This is a genomic window from Streptomyces cinereospinus (assembly GCF_042430725.1).
Taxonomy (GTDB): domain Bacteria; phylum Actinomycetota; class Actinomycetes; order Streptomycetales; family Streptomycetaceae; genus Streptomyces; species Streptomyces cinereospinus.
Genome location: NZ_JBHMCY010000081.1, coordinates 13523 through 34826, shown reverse-complemented (window position 1 = coordinate 34826; position 21304 = coordinate 13523). Strand labels below are relative to the sequence as shown.

General features: G+C 74.0%; 20 protein-coding genes. 11 read left to right on the top strand and 9 right to left on the bottom strand.

Going from position 1 to position 21304, the window contains the following annotated elements:
* Positions 1-150 precede the first annotated feature (150 nt).
* The 4 genes from ACFF45_RS30315 to ACFF45_RS30300 form a co-directional block, all read right to left on the bottom strand.
* Positions 151-717, bottom strand: a complete 567-nt coding sequence (locus ACFF45_RS30315) for a hypothetical protein (RefSeq protein ID WP_381349940.1) — start codon at positions 715-717, stop codon at positions 151-153.
* 229 nt (positions 718-946) lie between these two features.
* Complete coding sequence (locus ACFF45_RS30310; protein ID WP_381349942.1) at positions 947-1150, bottom strand: cellulose binding domain-containing protein; 204 nt, start codon at positions 1148-1150, stop codon at positions 947-949.
* 96 nt (positions 1151-1246) lie between these two features.
* The gene (locus ACFF45_RS30305) at positions 1247-1558 is read right to left on the bottom strand and encodes a hypothetical protein (RefSeq protein ID WP_381349939.1); all 312 of its coding nucleotides are present in this window, start codon (positions 1556-1558) and stop codon (positions 1247-1249) included.
* A gap of 268 nt (positions 1559-1826) precedes the next feature.
* Complete coding sequence (locus tag ACFF45_RS30300; protein WP_381349937.1) at positions 1827-2426, bottom strand: Rv1733c family protein; 600 nt, start codon at positions 2424-2426, stop codon at positions 1827-1829.
* Between the two features lie 248 nt (positions 2427-2674).
* Between ACFF45_RS30300 and ACFF45_RS30295 the strand changes: the two genes are divergently transcribed.
* The 4 genes from ACFF45_RS30295 (at position 2675) to ACFF45_RS30280 (ending at position 6631) form a co-directional block, all read left to right on the top strand.
* Positions 2675-3760: a WD40/YVTN/BNR-like repeat-containing protein gene (locus tag ACFF45_RS30295; RefSeq protein ID WP_381349936.1), complete on the top strand. Its 1086-nt coding sequence runs from the start codon at positions 2675-2677 to the stop codon at positions 3758-3760.
* A 92-nt stretch (positions 3761-3852) separates the two neighbouring features.
* The gene (locus tag ACFF45_RS30290; protein ID WP_381349935.1) at positions 3853-4530 is read left to right on the top strand and encodes a uracil-DNA glycosylase; all 678 of its coding nucleotides are present in this window, start codon (positions 3853-3855) and stop codon (positions 4528-4530) included.
* On the top strand, positions 4527-5528 hold the full coding sequence (locus ACFF45_RS30285) for an N-acetylglucosamine kinase (RefSeq protein ID WP_381349934.1): 1002 nt from the start codon (positions 4527-4529) through the stop codon (positions 5526-5528). Before ACFF45_RS30290 ends, ACFF45_RS30285 begins: the two co-directional genes overlap by 4 nt.
* 179 nt (positions 5529-5707) lie before the next feature.
* Positions 5708-6631: a sirohydrochlorin chelatase gene (locus tag ACFF45_RS30280; RefSeq protein ID WP_381349933.1), complete on the top strand. Its 924-nt coding sequence runs from the start codon at positions 5708-5710 to the stop codon at positions 6629-6631.
* Positions 6632-6943: 312 nt separating this feature from the next.
* Here ACFF45_RS30280 and ACFF45_RS30275 read toward each other — a convergent pair whose 3' ends face one another.
* Together ACFF45_RS30275 and ACFF45_RS30270 are read right to left on the bottom strand one after the other, a co-directional pair.
* The gene (locus ACFF45_RS30275) at positions 6944-7966 is read right to left on the bottom strand and encodes a lactonase family protein (RefSeq protein ID WP_381349932.1); all 1023 of its coding nucleotides are present in this window, start codon (positions 7964-7966) and stop codon (positions 6944-6946) included.
* 139 nt (positions 7967-8105) lie between these two features.
* Positions 8106-9602, bottom strand: coding sequence for an FUSC family protein (locus tag ACFF45_RS30270; RefSeq protein WP_381349931.1), 1497 nt, complete (start codon positions 9600-9602; stop codon positions 8106-8108).
* A gap of 254 nt (positions 9603-9856) precedes the next feature.
* Here ACFF45_RS30270 and ACFF45_RS30265 point away from each other — a divergent pair, with 254 nt between their 5' ends.
* Positions 9857-10411, top strand: coding sequence for an Lrp/AsnC family transcriptional regulator (locus tag ACFF45_RS30265; RefSeq protein ID WP_381349930.1), 555 nt, complete (start codon positions 9857-9859; stop codon positions 10409-10411).
* Positions 10412-10692: 281 nt separating this feature from the next.
* On the opposite strand, the gene ACFF45_RS30260 is transcribed toward ACFF45_RS30265, so the two are convergent.
* Positions 10693-11982: a glycoside hydrolase family 6 protein gene (locus ACFF45_RS30260; protein ID WP_381349929.1), complete on the bottom strand. Its 1290-nt coding sequence runs from the start codon at positions 11980-11982 to the stop codon at positions 10693-10695.
* 146 nt (positions 11983-12128) lie between these two features.
* Positions 12129-13094, bottom strand: a complete 966-nt coding sequence (locus ACFF45_RS30255) for a glycoside hydrolase family 6 protein (RefSeq protein WP_381349928.1) — start codon at positions 13092-13094, stop codon at positions 12129-12131.
* A gap of 413 nt (positions 13095-13507) precedes the next feature.
* Here ACFF45_RS30255 and ACFF45_RS30250 point away from each other — a divergent pair, with 413 nt between their 5' ends.
* The 5 genes from ACFF45_RS30250 (at position 13508) to ACFF45_RS30230 (ending at position 19639) form a co-directional block, all read left to right on the top strand.
* Complete coding sequence (locus ACFF45_RS30250) at positions 13508-14521, top strand: LacI family DNA-binding transcriptional regulator (RefSeq protein ID WP_381349927.1); 1014 nt, start codon at positions 13508-13510, stop codon at positions 14519-14521.
* A gap of 238 nt (positions 14522-14759) precedes the next feature.
* Positions 14760-16064, top strand: a complete 1305-nt coding sequence (locus ACFF45_RS30245) for an ABC transporter substrate-binding protein (RefSeq protein ID WP_381349926.1) — start codon at positions 14760-14762, stop codon at positions 16062-16064.
* 125 nt (positions 16065-16189) lie between these two features.
* Positions 16190-17194, top strand: a complete 1005-nt coding sequence (locus ACFF45_RS30240) for a carbohydrate ABC transporter permease (protein WP_381349925.1) — start codon at positions 16190-16192, stop codon at positions 17192-17194.
* A gap of 13 nt (positions 17195-17207) precedes the next feature.
* Complete coding sequence (locus ACFF45_RS30235) at positions 17208-18119, top strand: carbohydrate ABC transporter permease (RefSeq protein WP_381349924.1); 912 nt, start codon at positions 17208-17210, stop codon at positions 18117-18119.
* 74 nt (positions 18120-18193) lie between these two features.
* Complete coding sequence (locus ACFF45_RS30230) at positions 18194-19639, top strand: GH1 family beta-glucosidase (RefSeq protein WP_381349923.1); 1446 nt, start codon at positions 18194-18196, stop codon at positions 19637-19639.
* Positions 19640-20075: 436 nt separating this feature from the next.
* Here the strand turns inward: ACFF45_RS30230 and ACFF45_RS30225 are convergent, their stop codons facing one another.
* The gene (locus ACFF45_RS30225; RefSeq protein ID WP_381349922.1) at positions 20076-20819 is read right to left on the bottom strand and encodes a LysR family substrate-binding domain-containing protein; all 744 of its coding nucleotides are present in this window, start codon (positions 20817-20819) and stop codon (positions 20076-20078) included.
* A gap of 58 nt (positions 20820-20877) precedes the next feature.
* Between ACFF45_RS30225 and ACFF45_RS30220 the strand changes: the two genes are divergently transcribed.
* Positions 20878-21258, top strand: coding sequence for a DUF5997 family protein (locus ACFF45_RS30220; protein WP_381349921.1), 381 nt, complete (start codon positions 20878-20880; stop codon positions 21256-21258).
* Positions 21259-21304: the final 46 nt, after the last annotated feature.

The following is a 21304-nucleotide window of genomic DNA, read 5'->3' as shown; positions in this document are numbered from 1 at the left end:
GGCGGGCGCGGTGCCGCGCGCCAGCAGGCGCGGCCCGGCCATGACGATGCCGGAGACGGCCGCCGATGGGCCCGTCAGCCAAAGCCCCATGTCACGCCCTTTGCTCGTCCGTCGGGCGGGCCGGTGACCGGCCCTCCGGCCCGCCGTTTCCTATCCGCCGCCGGTGGTCGCCTTGCGCCGGCCGCCGCTGGTCGCGCTCCGTCCGCCGGCCGCTCCCGACTTCCCAGCGGTGGCCGTCGTACGCCTGCTCGTCGACGTCGTACGCCGGCCGGCGCCCGCCGTCTTCGCACCGCCGGACGTGGTCCGCCCGGCGGCGGCCGTCCTGCGGCCGCCGGACGTGGTCCGCCCGGCGGTGGCCGCCGTCCTCGCGCGGCTGGACGGCGTGCGCCCGGCCGTGGCCGGCGTGGCGGACGCCGTGCCGCCGCCGTCCGACGGGGCGGCCGCCCCGTCGTCCTCGTGGCCGGGCCTGGGCTGGGTCAGCCAGGCCACGCCCGCCACTGTGAGGGCCACGGGCCACTCGACCACGCCCGCGACTCCGAGGAGCCCGGCCCCGGTGTACACGGCGACGCGCCGGCCGCGCGGCGACACGGCGCCGACCACGTCCAGCGCGCCACCGGCCGCCTTGGTCACCATCCCGGCCCCGGGCATCCTGCGCAACGCCGTCACGGGTGCACGCAGCGGTGCCGGGAGCTCGGCTGAGGTCTTCTGCCGTGCCATGACACTCACGCTCCCTGGCAGATCCGTCTCTCACCCCGCCGTGTTCCCTTGATACAAGGTGTCACCCACGCGAAGGGCGGAAACTCGGACAAACCGCGCTTCGGGTTCCAGGGGGGGCGTGGAGGGACCGGTCGCCGCGGGGCTGAGGGGCGGCGGTGGACCACGGGGAGGGGCACACGTCGGGCCGGGGCCGAGCGGGCCACCGGCGGTCGGCCGTACTCGGCGGGTCTCAACCCGCCGTGCAGGCGGTCCCGTTGTGTGTGCAGGCGGTGGGCGGCCGGCTGTCGCCGGTGCGGCTCGCCCGACAGCCGATGCCGACGCTGCCGTTCGGGGCGGTCGTGACGTTGTACGAGGCGTGCACCGCCGTCACGGCTCCCGTTCCGGGCGTGCGGGTGGCGCCCCAGCCGTTGGTGCTCGTCTGCCCGGCGGGCAGGGCGAGGACAGTCGCCGGCCCTCGGTCGCCGTGGTACCGGTGCGGTGATCGCCACCGGGGCCGTGAGGCCGGTGCTCCGGGCGCCGGGCGTGGCCGTCACCCGGCGGGTGACGGCCGGGGCCCCGGTGCCGGGCCGGTGCCGTAGAGGCCGGAGAAGGCGGGCACGCGGGCGCCCCTGCCCCGGGCGCAGAGGTCGTGGCCGACGCCGTGGAGGCTGACGGCCTCCACCGGGGCGCGGTCACCGGTGCCGCCGTAGCGGGTGCGGGTCCGGCCGGTGGCGGGTGAGTCGGCGGCCGCCGGGGTCCGGCTCACCGCGAGCAGCGACAGGAGCGCCCCGCAGAGCGCGGCGAGCGTGCCGCGGGAGCCGACTGCTGCCCGCGCCCGACCCGAGGCGGAGCCGGGGGGCACGTGTACGTCCGAACGGCTGCCGCCCCCGCCCGACGCGGGACCTGGGGCCACGCGCGCGTCGAAACGGAAGCTGTGCCCCGCCCGGCGGAGATGCGAAGCCAGGGCACACGCGCGCAGGAGCGACTGCTGCCCGCGCCCGACCGGACGCGAACTCCGGACACACGTGTCCGAGCGCGTGCCGCCTGCCCCCACCCGGCCAGACGCGGGCCTGGGCCGCGCGCGTCCGAACGGCTGCCGCCCCGCCCGGCCAGACGCGGACCCTCGCCGCTCAGCCCCTCTGCCGCCGCCGCAGCGCGTCGAAGCGGGACCAGTCCGCCTCCCACCGGTCCAGACGGCGGCGTTCCACGTGGCCCCGCAGGCAGCGGCCGCCGGCGACCGGCACGGCGGCCGGGCCGGCGCCCGCGACCGCGCCGGTCAGGGCGGCGCGCACCCGGGCCTGGGACGGACCGGTCGGCTCGGTCACCAGCCGGCCCCGCCGGTCCGTCCAGACGGTGACCGGTGTGCCGGCGGGGCTGCCGGGCCGCACCCGGGCCTGACCGGTGCGGCCGGAGCCGTCCGGCGCCGTCCAGCGCACCTCGGCCCACACCGGCTCGGCCGGCACCTGCGCGGCGCGCGACGCGCCGGACCGCGCGGGGGACGGTCCGGGCGCCGGCCCGGTCAGCCGCGCCTCGGCCGGACGCCACTCGACGCGTTCCCGGGCCAGCTGCTCCTCCACGGTCCGGCTCACCGTCAGCCCGGCGGCCACCCCGGCCAGTGCGGACAGCACCCAGACGCCCAGCAGCGCCCAGGCCTCCACCCGGTCGGAGCGGCGCCTGAGCGGATTGCGCCGCCAGCGCCACAGCCACACCCTCGGACCACGCAACGCCATCGCGGGCTTCCTCCTCGTCGGCTCGGGAACCTCGTCGGCCGCCCTCCCATACGGCTGACGGCGCGCGGCCGCTCACGGCGGCCCCGCGGGATGCGGGACCGAGGCCCCGGCGACCCCGCGCGGACCTGCGCCCCCGCATCTGGCGACACCGCGCTGACCTGCGGCGACGCCATGTGCGGGGGTGACTGTCAGTGGCGGGGTGCAGACTGGCCGGTGTCTGGGACAAGGATGTCGCGGAGGTGATCGGCATGACCGAAGTACTGCTCGCCGTGGGCACGCGCAAAGGTCTGTTCATCGGACGCCGGCGCGGTGGCGCCTGGGAGTTCGACGACAGCCCTTACTTCAACGCACAGGCCGTGTACTCGGTCGCCATCGACACCCGCGGCGCCACCCCGCGGCTGCTGGCCGGCGGCGACAGCAGCCACTGGGGGCCGTCGGTGTTCCACTCCGACGACCTCGGCCGCACCTGGACCGAACCCGCACGGCCGGCCGTGCGGTTTCCCAAGGACACGGGCGCTTCGCTGGAGCGCGTGTGGCAGCTGCACCCGGCGGCCGCGGAGCCCGGCGTGATCTACGCGGGCACGGAGCCGGCCGCGCTGTACCGCTCGGTGGACAGGGGGGAGACCTTCGAGCTGGTGCGTCCGCTGTGGGAGCACCCGACGCGCTCGCAGTGGGTGCCGGGCGGCGGCGGTGAGGGTTTGCACACCGTGGTCACCGACAAGCGCGACCCCAAGGCCGTGACGGTCGCGGTGTCGACGGCCGGCGTGTTCCGCACGACGGACGGCGGTGCCGGCTGGACCCCGTCCAACTCCGGGGTCTCCGCGGTGTTCCTGCCCGACCCCGACCCGGAGTTCGGCCAGTGCGTGCACAAGATCGCACAGGACGCGGGGACCCCGGACCGGCTGTATCTGCAGAACCACTGGGGTGTGTACCGCAGCGACGACGCGGGCGCGCACTGGACCGACATCGGCGCCGGCCTGCCCTCCACGTTCGGTTTCGCCGTCGCGGCCCATCCGCGCCGCGCGGAGACGGCGTACGTCTTCCCCATCAACGCGGACTCCGACCGGGTGCCCGCCGAGCGGCGCTGCCGTGTCTTCCGCACCGCCGACGCGGGCAGGTCGTGGGAGCCGCTGACGGCGGGACTGCCGCAGGAGGACCATTACGGCACGGTGCTGCGCGACGCGCTGTGCACCGACGACGCGGACCCGGCGGGCGTCTACTTCGGCAACCGCAACGGCGAGGTGTACGCGTCGGCCGACGACGGCGACAGCTGGCGGCAGTTGGCGTCGCACCTGCCGGACGTGCTGTGCGTGCGGGCCGCGGTGGCCGGATGAGGCGTGCGGGACGAGGCGTACCGGGGGGACGCGACTGTCCTGCGCCGGCCACTGGTTGATCGCCGCTGTCCGTGCGGCAGTAGGGTGACGCCGTGGCACCACGACCCTTGCATGAAATCGTCGAAGCCGGCTGGGCGCAGGCCCTGGAGCCCGTGGCCGGGCGGATCGCGGAGATGGGTGACTTCCTGCGCGCGGAGATCGCCGCGGGACGCACCTATCTCCCGGCCGGACCGAATGTCCTGCGCGCCTTCCAGCAACCCTTCGACGAGGTACGCGTCCTGATCGTGGGACAGGACCCCTATCCCACTCCGGGGCACGCCGTGGGGCTGTCCTTCTCCGTCGCGCCCGAGGTGCGCCCGCTGCCCGGCAGCCTGATCAACATCTTCCGGGAGCTCAACGCCGACCTGGGGCTCCCCCAGCCGTCCGGCGGCGACCTGACGCCGTGGACCCGGCAGGGCGTGCTGCTGCTCAACAGGGCGCTCACCACGGCCCCGAGGCGTCCGGCCGCGCACCGGGGCAAGGGCTGGGAGGAGGTCACCGAGCAGGCCATACGCGCGCTGGCCGCGCGCGGCAAGCCGCTGGTGTCCATCCTCTGGGGCCGGGACGCCCGCAACCTCCGCCCCCTGCTCGGCGACCTCCCCGCGGTGGAGTCCGCCCACCCCTCCCCCATGTCGGCCGACCGCGGCTTCTTCGGCTCGCGCCCGTTCAGCCGCGCCAACGACCTGCTCGTGCGCCAGGGGGGTCAGCCGGTGGACTGGCGTCTGCCGTGACGGACGCGGGCTCCCTTCCCGCGGGCGCCGGTGGTTTCCTCGCCGTCGACTCGGGCGGCTCCGGGCTCCGGGCCGTCGTCGGGGACGTGGCGCGGGGGCCGCTCGCGGTGCGGGAGTCCACTGTGCCGGTGCGGACGGGCTCCGGAGGGATCGACGCCGGGCACCTGCTGGAGCGACTGCTGCCGTGGGTGCGGGCGTTGACCGTCGAGGCCGGGGTTCCGGCGCTCGGCACGGCGGTGGTCGGCGCGGCCGGCTTCAGCACGCTCGGTGACGCCCTGCGGGCCGGGCTTCCGGGCGCGCTGCGCCGGGAGTGCGGGATCCGGACGGTGGCGCTCGCCGCCGACGCGGTCACCGCGTACGCGGGCGCCCTGGGGCCGCGGCCGGGCGCCGTCGTCGCCGCCGGCACGGGACTGATCGCCGTCGGCACCGATCTGGCACGCTGGCGGCGGGCGGACGGCTGGGGACATCTCCTGGGCGACTGCGGCGGTGGCGCCTGGATCGGCCGCGCCGGACTGGAGGCCGCGTTGCGCGCGTACGACGGACGGGAGGGCGGCTCGCCCCGGCTGCTGGAGTGCGCCGTCGAGTTGTTCGGCCCGGCGGCGGGGCTGCCCGGCAGCCTCTATCCGCGTCCGGACCGCCCCGCCGTCCTCGCCTCCTTCGCGCCTCGGGTGGCGGCCTGCGCCGCCGAGGGCGACCCGGTGGCGGTGGCCGTCCTGCGGGCGGCGGCCCGGCACATCGCGGACTCCGCAGCCGCCGTCTGCCCGGCCGAAGGCGCACCCGAAGTGGCCCTGACGGGCGGACTGTTCACGATGGGCGCCGCGCTCCTCGGCCCCCTCGGCGAGGAACTGGCCGAGCGGCTGCCGCACGCCCGGCGGGTCCCTGCGGAGGGCGACCCGCTGCACGGCTCGGTACGGATCGCGACAGCGTTGGCGACCGGGACGCTCACCCTGCCGCGTGACCGGAAGATGCTGTTCGCGGTGACCGCACCGGACGGCTGAATCTCCGGCTTGCCCCCCCTTCGTTCCGCACCCGACGCCCCGCGACCCGCCGGCCTCGCGCAGAAACCCGCTGATCACGTCCACCCCGCGGGTAACTCATCAGACAAAACCGGACGGATACCGCTCACCTGCCCCCTCCCCGAACAGGGGAACCGGGTAAACCAGTAACATGCGGCGCCATGAGCTCCCCCACTGGGCCCGCGTCCGGCCTGCCAGTACGAATGCCGCGCCCCCGCCAGCCCGGGCGGCACCGCCGACCCGAGCCGCTGGCGGCTCCCGAGGGCGCGCCCGCGCTCGTCCTCGCGGTGCCGGGCACGCCCAGCGCCACCACGCGCGGTCTCGCCGAGGAGGTCGTGAGCATCGCCCGCTCCGAGCTCCCCGGCCTGGACGCGCGGATCGGTTACGTCGACGGGGACGGCTCGAAGTACCCCACCGTGCAGGCCGTGCTGGCACACGCCGCCGACGAGCGCACCGCCCGTTACGAGCACGCGCTGGCCGCCGGGGTGGACGTCAAGGAGCCCGACGGCCCCGTCGCCGTGGTGGTGCCGCTGCTGGCCGGTCCGGACAGCGCGCTGCTGCGCCAGGTGCGCCAGGCCGTGATGGACAGCCGGGTCGCCGCCGAACTGACCGACGTGCTCGGCCCGCACCCGCTGCTCGCCGAGGCGCTGCACGTGCGGCTGTCGGAGGCGGGTCTGGCCCGCGCCGACCGCGCCCGGCTGTTCACCGTGGCGACCGCCGCGGACGGCATCATCCTGGCCTCCGTGGGCGGCGAGGAGGCCGTGCAGGCGGCCGGGATCACCGGCATGCTGCTCGCCGCGCGGCTGGCCGTGCCGGTGATGGCGGCCGCCCTCGACCAGGAGGGCTCGATCGCGTCCGTGGCCGAGCAGTTGCGCTCCTCGGGCTCACAGCAACTGGCACTGGCCCCCTACCTGATCGGCCCCGAGATCGACCCGGGCCTGATCGAGGAGGCCGCGAAGGAGGCCGGCTGCCCCGCCGCCGAGGCGCTCGGCCCGTACCCGGCGATCGGCAAGCTCGCGCTGGCCAAGTACACGACGGCGCTGGGCATCGCCCCGCAGCAGCCGCAGGGCGCGCCGGTGCGCTGACCCCGCACGGCCGTGCCGTACGGCCGAGGGCCCGCCCCGCACTCCGGGACGGGCCCTCGGCCGTGTACCGGCACGGTTCAGCCGAACCGGCCCCGGCCCCCGCACCGAACCGACCGCTGCTCGACACCCGTCACGGCACCGGCCGCAGCCCGGCCCCGACCGGCCGAACCGGCCACCACCCGGCACACCGCACCCGGCACCCGGCACGCGGCACCCGGCCCAGCCATCACCCGGACTTCGCCTCCGGCACCCGCCAGCCGAACCAGCCCTCCCCCGGCACCGGGCACCGAACCGCCCGCAGTCCGGCCCCGCTCAGCCGAACACCGCGCACGACGCCGCCGTCACGTCGACGGAGCCGGTCCGCCGGGGCAGCCCCGTGTCCGCGTCGACGGCGAACCACGTCACGTCGCCGGAGCGCTCGTTCGCCACGTACAGGAAGCCTCCCGAGACGGTGATCGCCCGGGGCCAGTGGCCGCCGCACGGCACCGTCCCGGTCAGGCGCAGCCCGTCCCCCTCGACGGCGAACACCGACAGCACGTCCTCCCCGCGGGTCGCGGTCCACAGGAAGCGGCCGTCGGGCGAGGCGGCGATGCCCGAGGGATAGGCGTCCCCGGCCGGGCTGCCCGGCAGTACCGGCGTCTCGGTGAGCGGCTTCAGAATGCCGTCCGAGGCGTCCCAGCGGCAGACGGTGACGGTCGGCGTGAGTTCGTTCACCACGTAGGCGTACCGGCCGCCGGGGTGGAAGGCCAGGTGGCGGGGTCCGGAGCCGGGGCGCAGGGCGGTCTCCCGGTGCAGGACGAGGCCGCCCTCCTTGAGCGTGCACACCCGTACGGAATCCGTGCCCAGGTCGACGCTGACGATCCAGCGCCCGCTCGGGTCGGGCTGCACCTGGTGGGCGTGCGGGCCCCGCTGGCGAGGGCCGTGCGGGCCGGAACCGGTGTGCCGGAGGACGCCGGACGGGGCGGCGGCGAGGGTGCCGTCGGGGCCCAGCGGCAGGGCGGTGACGCTGCCGGAACCGTAGTTGGCGGTCAGGACGTGACCGGCGAAGACACTGAGGTGGGTCGGCCCGTCGCCGTCCACGGGGACCGGCCGGCCGGCCCGTTCGAGTCCGCCGCGGGTGACCCGGTACGCGGCGACCGCGCCGGCGGAGGTCTCGCTGACCGCGTAGAGGGTGCCGCCGCCGGGCGCGAGGGCGAGGTAGGAGGGGTCGGGTACGCCGTCCAGGCTGCTCAGCACCGTGAGGGCACCGTCGGCCGGGTCAACGGCCGCCGTCACCACACCGGGGCCGCCGGCCGCCGTGAACGACCCGATGAACGCCCGCCCGCCGTCCGCCACCGCTGTCCCCTCTCCGTCGTCGGGTGCCGCGGCCGACGCTAGCAGTTGATCCGGTGCGGTCTAGACCAGAACGGAGAAAGCCGTCACCGGCGCGAGCCGCCTCCTGTGACCGTGACACCGGGACCGCCGCGCGGGCCGCTCAGGCGCCGACCAGCGGGGACCGGGACGGCGTGCGCAGGGGCGTGGCGAGTTCCGCCAGGGCGCGCTCCAGTCCGTGCAGGTGGGCCAGGGCCGGTTCGGCCGCGGGCGGCTCGGGGGCGAGGGAGACGGTCTGCCGCGCCGTACCGTCCGTCAGCGCCTCCACCGCGGCCTGCACCCGCCAGCAGGCGGCGGTCAGGCGGACGTCGTGGGAGGCCTCCGGGTCGGCGGCCACGTTGACCAGGCCGCGGATCTCGCGGGCGCAGTCGTCGAGCAGGGCGATCACCTGCCGGGCGCGCCGCTTGCGGGCCGGCATCGGGTTCAGCGGGTGGACGAGCGGGGCGAGCGCGAGCCGTACCCGGCCGAGCAGCTGCTCGAGTTCGGCCACCCGGGACGCCGGGTCGGCGGCGGTGTCGCCGGCCAGGCGCGCCGCGGCCTCGGCGGTGCAGGCGTGGACGCAGCGCAGGGCGCGCTGGATCCAGGCGTCGTTGACGGCGTGGGTGGTGACCGGCAGGACGAGGAGCACGGCCAGCGCGGCGCCCAGCGCCCCGATACCGGTCTCGGCCAGCCGCAGGGCGAGCAGGGCGGGCCGGAGCAGGTCCAGCAGCCCGTAGAGCAGCTCGGCGAGCAGCGTGACGCAGAGCATCATCCAGGTGTACGACACGGCGGCGGTGTAGAAGATGCCGAACACGCACACGGCGACGAGCGCGGCCGACGGGACGACGGCGCCGTCCAGGGGGACGGCGACCAGCAGGCCGAGGCCGATCCCGAGCACCGTGCCGAGCAGCCGGCGGAAGCCGCGGACCAGGGTCTCGCCGCGCGAGGCGGTGTTGACGAAGATCCACCAGGTGGCGCCGACGGCCCAGTACCAGCGTTCCGCGGACACCAGCTGGCCCACCACGAGCGCGAAGCCCGCGCCCACGGTCGCCTGGACCGCCTGCCGGGTGGTGACCCGGGACAGACCGGTGCCGCCCGGCGGGGCGGCCGCCGGCGCCGGGGGCCTGCCGCGCTCGTAGCACCACAGCCCGAAGCGCACCGCGGCCGCGCTGAGCACGGACAGCACCACGGCGGCCGACAGCTCGGGCAGCTGACCGGGCGTGGCCTGGAGGAACTGCGCGATGAAGAAGGTCATGAACGCGAACACGCCCAGGCTGTGCCCGCGCGGCCCCCAGCGACGGGCGTAGACGCCCGCGCCGACCACCGCGAGGAAGGTGAGACCACGGGCCACGGGGTGCTCGTGCAGGCCGGCCGCGGCGGCCAGCACCGGCAGCCCGACGGCGGGCAGCAGCGCGGTCGTGACGGCCTGCCCCCGCACGGTGGCGTCCGTGACCGTGAACAGGGCGAGCAACGCGGCCAGCCCTCCGGTGACGGCGCCGACCAGGGAGTGGCCCGCGAGACCGCACACGACGACCGCGAGACCGATGCCGAGCACGGCCCGCGCGGCGAAGCGCAGCCGCGCCCGTCCCGGGTCCGACGCCACGAACACCCTCTTCAGCACGGCTTCCCGCCCCCTGCTCCGTACGGCACGAGAAAGGCGCCGCGGGGATCCGCAGCGCCATCGACGCCTCCATGACAGCACTATGTCCGCCACTGGCTCAAGTGCCTCGTGATGTACTGGGCCAATGGCCCAGCACAGTGCCTGCCTGGCGAGCCGTCACCGGGCCAACGGACCACGTCGGCCGGCTCGGTGCGGAGGCGGCGGGCCGGGCCATGGGTACAGTCGTCAAGCGATCAAGAGGAGGGGACGGGACCGTGGCCGTGGACGAGCTGGACACCCGCATCCTGCGTCTGCTGCTGGAGGAGCCGCGGACGAGCGTGCGCGAGTACGCCCGCGTCCTCGGAGTGGCCCGCGGTACCCTCCAGGCCCGCCTGGACCGGCTGGAGCGGGACGGTGTGATCACCGGCACGGGTCCGGCGCTGTCCGCCGCCGCGCTCGGCCACCCGGTGCTGGCGTTCGTGCACATCGAGGTCACCCAGGGCCACCTGGACGAGGTGGGCGACGCGCTGGCCGCCGTACCGGAGATCGTCGAGGCGTTCTCGATCACGGGCGGCGGCGATCTGCTCACCCGGGTCGTGGCGCGCGACAACGAGCACCTGGAGGACGTGATCCAGAAGCTGATCAGCCTGCCGGGCGTGGTGCGCACCCGCACCGAGGTGGCGCTGCGCGAACGGGTCCCGCACCGGCTGCTGCCGCTCGTGGAGTCGATCGGGCGGACGGCACGGAAGGAGGACCCGCACCGGGCCGGGGCCCCGGCCGCCGGTCCCGGAACCGGGCCGCACCGGCCCGGACAGCGGCTGAGACCGTGACCCCAGTGGGTTCCGCAGGCCCGCGGGGCTGCGGTGGCCCGCATGCTCAGCCGGCTGCCGGCTGTTCCTCCGGCCCACCGGGCCGAGCCGGCCGCGGACGCAGGCCCGCGTCTGCCGCCTCAGGCCCACTCGCCCGAACCGGTGATTGATCCGCACACGTGTCCGCTGAAGTCAGGTTGTGGGCCGGAGAGCCGGACGTACTGCATGACGGCGGGCTGGACGGGGCCGGCCACGGGCGGACGGGTGCCTGTGGACGGCCACGATCAGGGGGTGAGCGGTGCTCAGTGGTTGAACGTCAGGCGGGGTGCCGCGTTGCGGGCGAGGCCGTGGACGTAGTCGGGCCACCAGGTGCCGGCGGGCGGGTCGACGATGCCGTACTCGGGGTCGATGGTGCCGCCGGTGTTGCGGGTGCAGCTGCCGTCGGACTCACCGGGGACCTTGATCCAGAGGTAGGCGTCGATGAGCGGGGTCCCGGTGTCGGGGGTGGGCCGGGGGCCGATGCCGCGGCCGGGAGCGTTGCACCAGGGCTCCGCGTCACCGCTGTACTTGCCGGGCGCGGGGGTCCAGGCGCCCAGGCCGTTGCGGCTGGTGTCGATGACGAAGTGCTGGAGTTCGTCGGCCGGCACGTTGCCGACGTTCTGGTCGAACCAGGCGTCGGTCCAGCGCCAGGTGGCGGGGTCGGTGGCGGAGACGGAGTTGCCGGGGGTGCCGTCGTTGGGGGCGGCGGAGGAGTAGTACTGGTTGGCACACTGGTCGGCGTGGCCGCGCGCCCAGTCGGGGCCCTTGGTGGCGAACCACATGCACTGGGATATCCAGGCGCCGTAGCGGGCGTTGTGGTCGGTGGGGTGGGTGTTGGACACGTTGAGGGCGAAGCCGTCGCTGTGCTGGACGCCGGAGTCGAGCAGGCGCTGTGCCATGTCGCCGACGAGGCGCCACTGGACGTTGCCGGCGTCGAGGTAGACCGCGGTGCGGGGCTTGGCCTTGAGGGCCTCGACCGCGTAGGCGAGGTCGGCGAGGCGGGCGGCGGTCAGCTCGCCGGTGGGGTCGGTGGTGGGTCCGCAGTCGCTGGGCACGAGGGCGAGGCCGTCGGGTTCGACGATGACGACGGCCTCGCCGTCGCCGATGCCGGCGGCGAAGGCGTCGATCCACTGCCGATAGGCGGCGGAGGACGCGGCGCCGCCGCTGGAGTACTGGGTGCAGTCCCGGCCGGGCACGTTGTAGGCGACCATGACGGGGGTGGTGCCCGTGGCCCGGGCCTTGCGCGCGAGCTTGCCGACCTCGGCGCGGACCTGGGCGGGGGTTCCTTCGGTGAACCACTTGGCCTGCGGCCAGCTGGCGAGTCTGGCCATGTTGGCGGCGTCGGCGAGGTCGCCGTTCTTGAGGTCGGTGAGGGCCTGCTCGGCGGCCTTGCTCCGCGGGTCCACGTAGAACTCGGTGGCCGGTGTGATCAGCTTCTGCGTGGCGGTCGTGGGCAAGGGAGCGGCCTGCGCCTGCGCCGAGGTGAGGGCGGCGCAGACGCCGAGCGCGGCGATCGCGGCGCCAGCGCGGCGCAGGAGGAGGGGCGGTTGCATGGTGGCTCCTAGCCAGGGGCGGGGGTAGGGAGGGTCCGCCGAAGGCCGGACCGGGCAGCGGCGAACGGCTGCGCGGTCCGGCCGGCGGAGGGTGCCTGGGGCCCGGTTGCCGGGCTTGGACGGGCCGGGGCCCCAGGAGTCCGGGGTCAGTAGCCGTGGATCATCCTGTAGGCCACTTCGGGGAGGAACTGTCCGGCCGAGGAGCCGGCTCCGACGCCGCAGTTGCCGTCGGACTCGCCGGGCGTCTTGATCCACAGGAGCATCTCGGCGCCTCCGCCCTTCTGGGTGGGGGTGCCGATACGGCGGCCCGCGGGGTTGCACCACTGGCCGTTGGATCCGTTGCCGTTGCGGCTGGTGTCGACGACGAACGGCCTGGTGTAGCCGTAGCGGGCGCTGAGCTCGGCGTTGATGGCGTTGGCGTAGGCGGCGTTCTCGGCGGTCGTGTAGTAGTTGGAGATGTTCAGCGCGAAGCCGCGGGCCTGTCGGAGGCCGGCGCCGTGAAGTCGCTGGGCCACGGTGGCGGGGCTGCCCCAGCCGGGGTTGCCGGCGTCGAGGTAGACCCACGCGTTGGGCGTCTGGCGGGTGAATTCGGCGAGGGCGCGGGTGATCATGCCCTCGCGTTCGCTGATCTGCGCCTGGTTCATGCAGCCGTAGTCCCCGAGGGAGTCGGGTTCGAGGACGACGACGGCCGGGCGCTGGCCGATCCCGCCGGCGAACTCGGCGATCCAGGTCGCGTAGGCGGCCGGCGAGGCGGCGCCGCCCGCGGAGTGCCCGCCGCAGTAGTCGCGGTGGTAGATGTTGTACGCGACGAGCACGGGCAGCTTGTCCCCGTGGTCGGCCGCTCCCACGTACGCGCCGGTGGCGGTGCCGATGCTGCCGCTCCAGGCACCGAACCACCGGGCCATCGGGGTGTCGGCGACGGACGCGCGGATCGCGGGCGTGCGGCCGTCGGCGGGGTTCGCCGCGACCCACTGCCGCACGGTGGAGTTCGGGTCGACGTAGAAGCCGCTGGTCATCGTCGTGGGGTCGGCGGCGTGTGCGGACGGCGCGACGGTGAGCGTCAACGGCAGCGCGATCAGGGCTGCCGTGAGGGCACGGATCTGGCGGCGCATGAAGGTACCTCGGTTTCCTGGCGGGGGGTACGCCGCACGCTCTCGTCCAGAGCGTGCGGCGCACAGGGAAGTGCGCGGACCGCGTCCCCTCGGCGGCTCTCCGGCGGGGACGACACACCTCAAGTGACAGATGTCCATGAGAGCGCTCCCACTGGAAGCGCTCCCAAATCGGTCCGGAAACTTGGGGGTGTTGGCCGGTATCGTGTGGCGCGCCGTTCAGCCTGTCAAGGGTTCCTTCGTAACTCGCCCTTCACATTGCCGCCGCGAGGCTTTACAGTCCTGGAACTGGAAGCGCTCCCAGTTTCCTGGTCACCCGTCGTCGGCGGTCACCCCGCCCGGCGGGCGAGCGGACGGCGCGGCGGCGCGGGATGAGAGGCTTCTTCTGTCCGGCTGCGAGAGAAGGCTTGAAGTTCATGGCAGTAGATGTGCCGCGTCGGCAGTTCACGCTCGACGAGGTGGCCGAGCTCGCCGGCGTGTCGCGTTCGGTGGCCTCCCGTGTGCTCAACAACGCCCCGCATGTCAGCCGCGCCAAGCGTGAGGCGGTCGAGCGGGCCGTTCTGGAGCTCGGATACGTCCCGAATCCGACCGCTCGCGCGCTGGCGACCCGCCAGACCGGGGCGGCGGCCCTGATCGTCTCGGGGGAGGATCCGTCGATCTTCGCGGATCCGTTCTTCGCCCAGGTGATCGTGGGGGCCACCGGTGCGCTGGAGGAGGCCGACCTCCATCTGATGCTGTGTCTGGCCGCCTCCGACCGGGGCCGCAAGCGGGTGGAGCAGCTGCTGCGGTCCAAGGGGGCCGACGGCGTCATGCTCATGGCCCTGCGCGAGGACGACCCGCTGGCGCAGATGGCCCAGGACGCCGACATGCCCGTCGTGTTCGGCGGCCGCCCGGTCGGTCTGAACCCCCGGTGGTTCGTGGACGTCGACAACGCCGGGGGAGCGCGTGAGGCGACCGAGCACCTGATCGCGGCCGGCCGGACGCGCGTGGCCACGATCTGCGGGCGCCTGGACACCGAGGTCGGGCGCGCCCGCCATCGCGGGTACCGCGACGCCATGCTCGCGGCCGGCCTCGAACCGCTTCCGCCGGGGGAGGGAGACTTCACCGAGCCCAGCGGAGCGGACGCGATGGCCGCGCTGCTGGAGAGGGATCCCGGCATCGACGGGGTGTTCGCCGCCAACGACAACATGGGGGCGGGAGCGCTGCGCACTCTTCGGCAGGCCGGCCGGCTCGTCCCCGCCGACGTCGCGGTGATCGGCTTCGACGACCTCGTCGTCGCCCAGATCGCCAACCCTCCGCTGACCACGGTCCACCAGCCCATAGAGGCACTCGGACGGGAGATGGCGCGCATGCTCGTCGCGCTCATAGACGGGCGGGAACCGACCCCGCTGCTCCTCCCCACCCGCCTGGTCACCCGCTCCACCACCTGAGGAGCCGCCCGCCGGCCATCTCCCGGCGGGCGCTGCTCCGAACTCCCCGTCGCGCCCTCTTGACACCCCGACAAGAGGACGGCAGGGTTCCGCTGAACCATTTGGAAGCGCTTCCAGTCTGGAGGCGGCCCCGGAGGCAGACCGTCTCCCCCGCACCGGCGGTTCGTCCGCGCCGACCGCCTCGAAGGCGAGACACCTCTCCGGCGCACCCCCTCTTCTGACGCATCGAGGAGATGCCATGCCCCGCACGTCCATGCCGCGCGTCCGTACCCGGGCCGCGGTCCTCGCCTCCGCCGCGATGGCCTCCGCCCTCGTCCTCGCCGGCTGCTCGTCCTCCGACTCGGGCGCCGCCGGCGGGAACACCACCCTGACCGTCGGTACCTTCGGCACCTTCGGGTACAAGGAGGCCGGCCTCTACGACGAGTACATGAAGCAGAACCCCGGGATCACCATCAAGGAGAACCCGACCACCGTCGAGGGCAACTACTGGACCGCCCTGCAGACCCGGCTCTCCGGCGGCGGCCTCGACGACGTCCAGGCCCTGGAGGTCGGCCGCATATCCCTGGCCACCGGCGAGGACCTCGCCCCGGCGTTCGCCGACCTGAAGGACGCTCCCGGTGTCAAGAAGGCCGACTACCTGCCCTGGAAGTGGGACCAGGCCACCACCGAGGACGGCAGAACGATCGGCCTCGGCACCGACGTCGGGCCCATGGCCATCTGCTACCGCCAGGACCTCTTCGAGGCCGCGGGCCTGCCCTCCGACCCGGAGTCGGTCGGCAAGCTGTGGGCCGGCGACTGGACGAAGTTCGTCGACGTGGCCAAGCAGTACCAGGCCAAGGCTCCCGAGGGCACCTACTTCATGGACAGCGCCAGCGGACTGTTCAACGCTGTCGTCTCCAGCAGCACCGTCCAGTACTACAAGGACGGCGAGCTCGCCTACAAGGACTCCGCCAGCGTCAGGACCGCCTGGGACCTGGCCGTCGAGGCCGTCCAGGGCAAGACCAGCCAGGGCCTGAAGATGTTCGACACCCCCTGGCAGACCGCGTTCTCCAAGTCGACCTTCGCCACCACCGTCTGCCCGTCCTGGCAGCAGGCCAACATCCAGCAGTTCTCCGGCCCCGCCAACAAGGGCAAGTGGAACATCGCCCAGGCCCCGGCCGCCGGCAACTGGGGCGGCTCCTTCCTCGCCGTCCCCGCCTCCGGCGAGAACGTCGACGAGGCCAAGAAGCTCGTCGCCTGGCTCACCGCCCCCGCACAGCAGGCCAAGGTCTTCCAGAAGGTCGGCAACATCCCCGCCAACCAGGCCGCCTACACCCTGCCCGGCGTCACCGACTACAAGAACCCCTACATCGGCCCCGACGCCGCCACCGGCCTGATCTTCTCCACCGCCGCCAAGGCCATCAAGCCCGCCGAGAACGGCCCGCGCTCCGGCGACCTCACCGGTTCCTTCGGCACCGGCGTCCTGCTCATGGAGCAGAGCGGCAAGACCCCGGCCGAGGCCTGGGACGCCACCGTCCGCGAGATCGACAGCAAGAACCAGTAAACCCTCCCCGCCCCTCCCCGGCTGTCACCGCGGCGGGAAGGGGGCCGGCCGGTCACCGGGGGCCGGCCGGCCCCCTCCGCACACCGAGACCGTCGGCCAGACGTCACCACCGGAGGAACCTTCCCGTGGCCTCAACAACCGCTCCCAGCCGCAACGGCCCCGCGCCCCAGCACGACACACCACCACCCCAGCGGCGCACCGCGAACGCGTCGGCCTGGCGCAGCCGCCTCCACCGCTGGGACACCAAAGGCACCCCCTACGCCTTCGTCGCCCCCTTCTTCATCGTCTTCGCCGCCTTCGGCCTCTTCCCGCTCATCTACACCGGGTGGCTCTCCTTCCACCGCGTGAGCCTCTACAACGTCGACAACGCCGAGTGGGTGGGCCTGCAGAACTACACCGACCTGTTCACCGGCCAGGCGAGCACGTACTTCTGGAACGCCCTGCTCAACACCTTCACCCTGGGCGTCCTGTCCACCGTGCCGCAACTGCTCATGGCCCTCGGCCTGGCCCACCTGCTCAACTACAGACTCCGCGCCCGCGGCTTCTTCCGCACCGCGCTGCTGGCCCCCTACGCCACGTCCGTCGCCGCGGCCACCCTCGTCTTCGCCCTGATCTTCAGCCCCGAAGGCGGCATGGCCAACTGGGTCCTCAGCCTGTTCGGCGCGGACCCCATCCGCTGGGAAGCCGGCCGCTGGAGCTCACAGTTCGCGATCTCCACGATCGTCACCTGGCGCTGGACCGGCTACAACGCCCTCATCTTCCTCGCCGCCATGCAAGCCGTCCCACGAGAACTCTACGAGGCGGCCGCCCTCGACGGCGCCAACCGCTGGCAGCAGTTCCTCAACGTCACGATCCCGGCCCTGCGCCCCACGATCCTGTTCACCGTCATCGTCTCGACCATCGGCGCCACCCAGCTCTTCGGCGAGCCCTACCTCTTCGGGGGCCAGAGCGGCCACCAGGGCGGCACCGATCACCAGTACGAGACCCTCGGCATCCTCATGTACGACCAGGGATTCCACTCGAGCATGCTCGGGCGCGCCAGCGCGGTCGCCTGGATCATGTTCGGCCTGCTGCTGCTCATCGGGCTGGTCAACGCGCTGATCACCCGCCGCCTGCGCGCCTCCCAGTGACGTGGAGTACGACATGACCACCACCACCGCAACCGCCACCGACCGCCGCGACCGCCGCGCCGAACGACCCACAACCCGGGCCGGCAGAGCCGGCGGTCAGCACCGGGCCGGACCACTCGCCCACATCGTCCTGGGCCTCGCCGCCCTGGCCTCGCTGTTCCCGCTCTACTGGACCCTGGTCGCCGCCTCCACCGACAGCCACTCCGTGGTCTCCAGCCCGCCGCCGCTCCTGCCCGGCGGCAACCTCCTCAAGAATCTCTCCTACGTGTGGGACAACGCCGGCGGCCGCGGCATGAGCGTCGCCCTGCTCAACTCCACCCTCGTCGCCGGAGCCGTCACCTTCACCACGGTGACCTTCTCGGTCCTCGCGGGCTTCGCCTTCGCCAAACTCCGCTTCCGCGGCATGAAGGTCCTCCTCGGCGTGGTCCTGGCCACCCTCGCCGTGCCCGCCCAGCTCAGCGTCGTACCCCTGTTCATCCTCACCAAGAACATGGGACTGACCAACCACCTCGGCGCACTGATCCTGCCCGTGCTGGTCACCGCGTTCGGCGTCTTCTTCATGCGTCAGTTCCTCACCCAGGCGCTGCCCACCGAACTCCTCGAAGCCGCCCGCGTCGACGGCGCCAACTCCCTGCGCGTCATCTGGCACGTCGTCTTCCCCATCGCCCGCCCGGCCATGGCCATCCTGGGCATGCTCACCTTCGTCCAATCCTGGAACGACTTCCTCTGGCCGATCATCGTGATGAACGGCTCCACCAACCCCACCGTCCAGGTCGCCCTCGCCGGACTGGGCACTGGCTGGTCCACGGACTGGTCCGTCATCACCGCCGGCGCACTCATCGGCACCCTGCCACTGCTCCTGGTCTTCGTCCTCTTCGGACGCCACATCGTCGGAGGCATCACCCAGGGAGCCATCAAGGGCTGACCGCCGGCGCCCTCCCCGCACCGCCCCTCCCTCCCGCCTCCCGCCCCTCCCTCCCGCCGAAGGAGCACGCCGTCATGCCCGCAACCCCTGTCGCCGGCCCCGCCACCGCCGCCATCGACCCACTGAGCTTCCCGCCCGGCTTCCTGTGGGGCGTCGCCACCGCCGCCTACCAGATCGAGGGCGCCACCGCCGAGGGCGGCCGCACCCCCTCCATCTGGGACACCTTCTCCCACACCCCCGGCAAGGTCGCCAACGGCGACACCGGCGACACCGCCTGCGACCACTACCACCGCTACCGCACCGACGTCACCCTCATGTCCCACCTCGGCATCCAGGCCTACCGCTTCTCCCTGTCCTGGTCCCGCATCCAGCCGGGAGGCCGAGGTCCCGCCAACCCCGCCGGCCTCGATTTCTACGGCCGCCTCGTCGACGAACTCCTCGACGCCGGCATCAAGCCCGTCGCCACCCTTTACCACTGGGACCTCCCGCAGGAACGGGAAGACGCGGGCGGCTGGACCGAACGCGCGACCGCGGAACGCTTCGGCGAGTACGCGGCCCTGGCCGCCGAGGCACTCGGAGACCGCGTCGACGTATGGACCACCCTCAACGAGCCGTGGTGCTCGGCCTTCCTCGGCTACGGTTCCGGCGTCCACGCCCCTGGCAGGACCGACCCCGCACTCGCCCTGCGCGCAGCCCACCATCTCAACCTCGCCCACGGCCGCGCCACCGCCGCCCTGCGCAGCGCGCTGCCCACCGCCCAGGTCGCGGTGTCCCTCAACCTCCACCAGGTCCGGCCGCTCACCTCCAGCCCCGCCGACCTCGACGCCGCCCGCCGCATCGACGCCGTCGGCAACCGCATCTTCACCGGCCCCATGCTCTCCGGCGCCTACCCCGCCGACCTCCTCGCCGACACCTCCCACATCGTCGACTGGGACACCCTCGTCCAGCCCGGCGACGAGGCCGCCATCAACACCCCCATCGACCTCCTCGGCATCAACTACTACACCCCCGCCGTCGTCTCCGCCCCCACCCCCGACGCCGCCGCGGTCAACCACGCCCACGGCGAGAGCGACCACTCACCCTGGCCCGGCTCCGAGAGCATCAACTTCCACCTCCCGCCCGGCGAGACCACCGACATGGGCTGGGCCATCGACCCCACCGGCCTCTACGACCTCCTCATGGCCATCACCCACGCCCACCCCGGCCTCCCCCTCGCCGTCACCGAGAACGGCGGCGCCTTCCCCGACGTCCTCACGACGGCAGACGGCCAGGTCCACGACCACGACCGCATCGCCTACCTCCACAAGCACCTCGCCGCCGTCCACCAGGCCGTCAACGACGGCGCCGACGTCCGCGGCTACTTCCTCTGGTCCTTCCTCGACAACTTCGAATGGGCCTACGGCTACGCCAAGCGCTTCGGCGCCGTCCACGTCGACTACGACACCCAGCTCCGCACCCCCAAGCGCAGCGCCCGCTGGTACTCCCGAGCCATCGCCACGAACTCCGTCCCGGCCCTCTGACCGGCGCCGGCACCTCCACTCGGCCCGACTCCGTCAGACGACCGCAGGCTCGCTGACGGTCAAGCGGCGCCCCTCGGCCGAGGATGGAGCGAGCCCTCAGCCTGATCGCTGACCTCGCTGCCGCTTCCGGCGGACGTGTCCGGTGAGCGTGTCGATGCGCTCCACGGTCTTCCCGGGCTCGTCCCGCGGGGCTGGCCAGCGGTTCGTCGAGCCGAGCGGGCGTCCGGGTCCGGGCAAGGACCCGGGGCGGCGAAGATCCTCGGCAAGGGGCCGGGCACGGTGCGGACGATCGTGTGCCGGCCCGGGGTGACGGTCGGGGCAGCGTGGGCGGAGTCCACCGCACGGCCGGCGTACGACTGGCCGGCGCGCACCCGCCGCACCGCCTGAGCCGGGACGCCCCGCGGACAGCACCGGCGCGGGCGCCGACGACGCCCCTCTAGGAACGGCGGCGGGGCTTGCCGCGGCGGCCGGTCCTCGCGGTGCCGGACCGCGGGGTCTGCCGCGCGGCCGGCTTCCGGCGCGCGGCGGGCTCGGCGCGGCGCTGCTCCTTCGGCTGGGCGGCCGGCTGGGTCCGGCCCCGGGTGCTGTTCACCGTCCGCCCGCGCACGATGCCGATGAAGTCCTCGACCAGGTCGGTGTGGGCCTCCTCCGGCCAGGACAGGGCCACGCTCGACCGGGGCGCGTCCAGGAGCGGCCGGTAGGTGAGGTCCTTGCGGTGGTGCAGCCGGGCCAGGGACTGCGGGACGGCCAGGACCCCGATGCCCGCGGCGACGAGTTCCACCGCGTCGGCGGTGGCGGCGGGACGTTCGAAGGCGGGCTCCCCGGGCAGCCGCTCCCAGCCGAGCACGTCGTCCAGGGGGTGCAGGACCACCTCGTCGGCGAGGTCCTCGACGGTCACCTCGTCCGCCGCCGTGAGCAGGTGGTCCTTGGGAACCACGACGACCGTCGTCTCGGTGTAGAGGGGGATCGCGCTGAAGACCGTACGGTCCACGGGCAGCCGCAGGACGCCCGCGTCCGCGTCGCCGGCGCGCAGCACGTCGCACGCCTCGGCGGCCGTCACGGGGAGCAGGGCGAGGGGGACGTCGGGCAGGCGCTCGTTCCAGATCCGCACCCACTTGCCGGGTGTCGCCCCAGGGACGTACGCGAGCCGGAACGACGAGGGTGCTTCCGAGCCTGTCACCCCGCCAGGTTACCGGCTGTGGTCGGACGTCCCGTATCCGGCGGATAGTCTGGAGTGCATGACGTCGCACCAGACCACCCAGACGATGAAGCCCGCGACCGCGGCGAAGAAGCTGGGTGTGTACCTCCCCGCCACTCCCGCCGAGTTCCAGCAGGGCACGGTCTCGCGCACCGAACTGAACGGACTCCAGGCCGACCCGCCCGAGTGGCTGCGGGAACTGCGACGCAACGGACCGCACCCGCGGCCGGTGGTCGCGGCGAAGCTGGGCGTCTCCATCGCGGGTCTCGCGCGCGGCGGGGTGACCGAGCCGCTGACCACCGAGCAGATCGAGACGCTGAAGCAGGAGCGTCCCGGGTGGCTGGAGAAGGAGCAGGCCACGCAGGCCGAGGTGCGCAAGGAGGCGGCCCGGCTGAAGCAGCGCAAGGCCGAGCGCCCCTGAGGCGGAGTGCTTCCGGGGGCGGGACTCCTGCGGCAGGGGGCGGGCC

Coding starts and splice junctions, on each gene's coding strand:
- ACFF45_RS30315 (WP_381349940.1), bottom strand. CDS start 717: ATGGCACGGCAGAAGACCTCAGCCGAGCTCCCGGCACCGCTGCGTGCA.
- ACFF45_RS30300 (WP_381349937.1), bottom strand. CDS start 2,426: ATGGCGTTGCGTGGTCCGAGGGTGTGGCTGTGGCGCTGGCGGCGCAAT.
- ACFF45_RS30295 (WP_381349936.1), top strand. CDS start 2,675: ATGACCGAAGTACTGCTCGCCGTGGGCACGCGCAAAGGTCTGTTCATC.
- ACFF45_RS30280 (WP_381349933.1), top strand. CDS start 5,708: ATGAGCTCCCCCACTGGGCCCGCGTCCGGCCTGCCAGTACGAATGCCG.
- ACFF45_RS30260 (WP_381349929.1), bottom strand. CDS start 11,982: ATGCAACCGCCCCTCCTCCTGCGCCGCGCTGGCGCCGCGATCGCCGCG.
- ACFF45_RS30255 (WP_381349928.1), bottom strand. CDS start 13,094: ATGCGCCGCCAGATCCGTGCCCTCACGGCAGCCCTGATCGCGCTGCCG.
- ACFF45_RS30250 (WP_381349927.1), top strand. CDS start 13,508: ATGGCAGTAGATGTGCCGCGTCGGCAGTTCACGCTCGACGAGGTGGCC.
- ACFF45_RS30245 (WP_381349926.1), top strand. CDS start 14,760: ATGCCCCGCACGTCCATGCCGCGCGTCCGTACCCGGGCCGCGGTCCTC.
- ACFF45_RS30235 (WP_381349924.1), top strand. CDS start 17,208: ATGACCACCACCACCGCAACCGCCACCGACCGCCGCGACCGCCGCGCC.
- ACFF45_RS30230 (WP_381349923.1), top strand. CDS start 18,194: ATGCCCGCAACCCCTGTCGCCGGCCCCGCCACCGCCGCCATCGACCCA.
- ACFF45_RS30220 (WP_381349921.1), top strand. CDS start 20,878: ATGACGTCGCACCAGACCACCCAGACGATGAAGCCCGCGACCGCGGCG.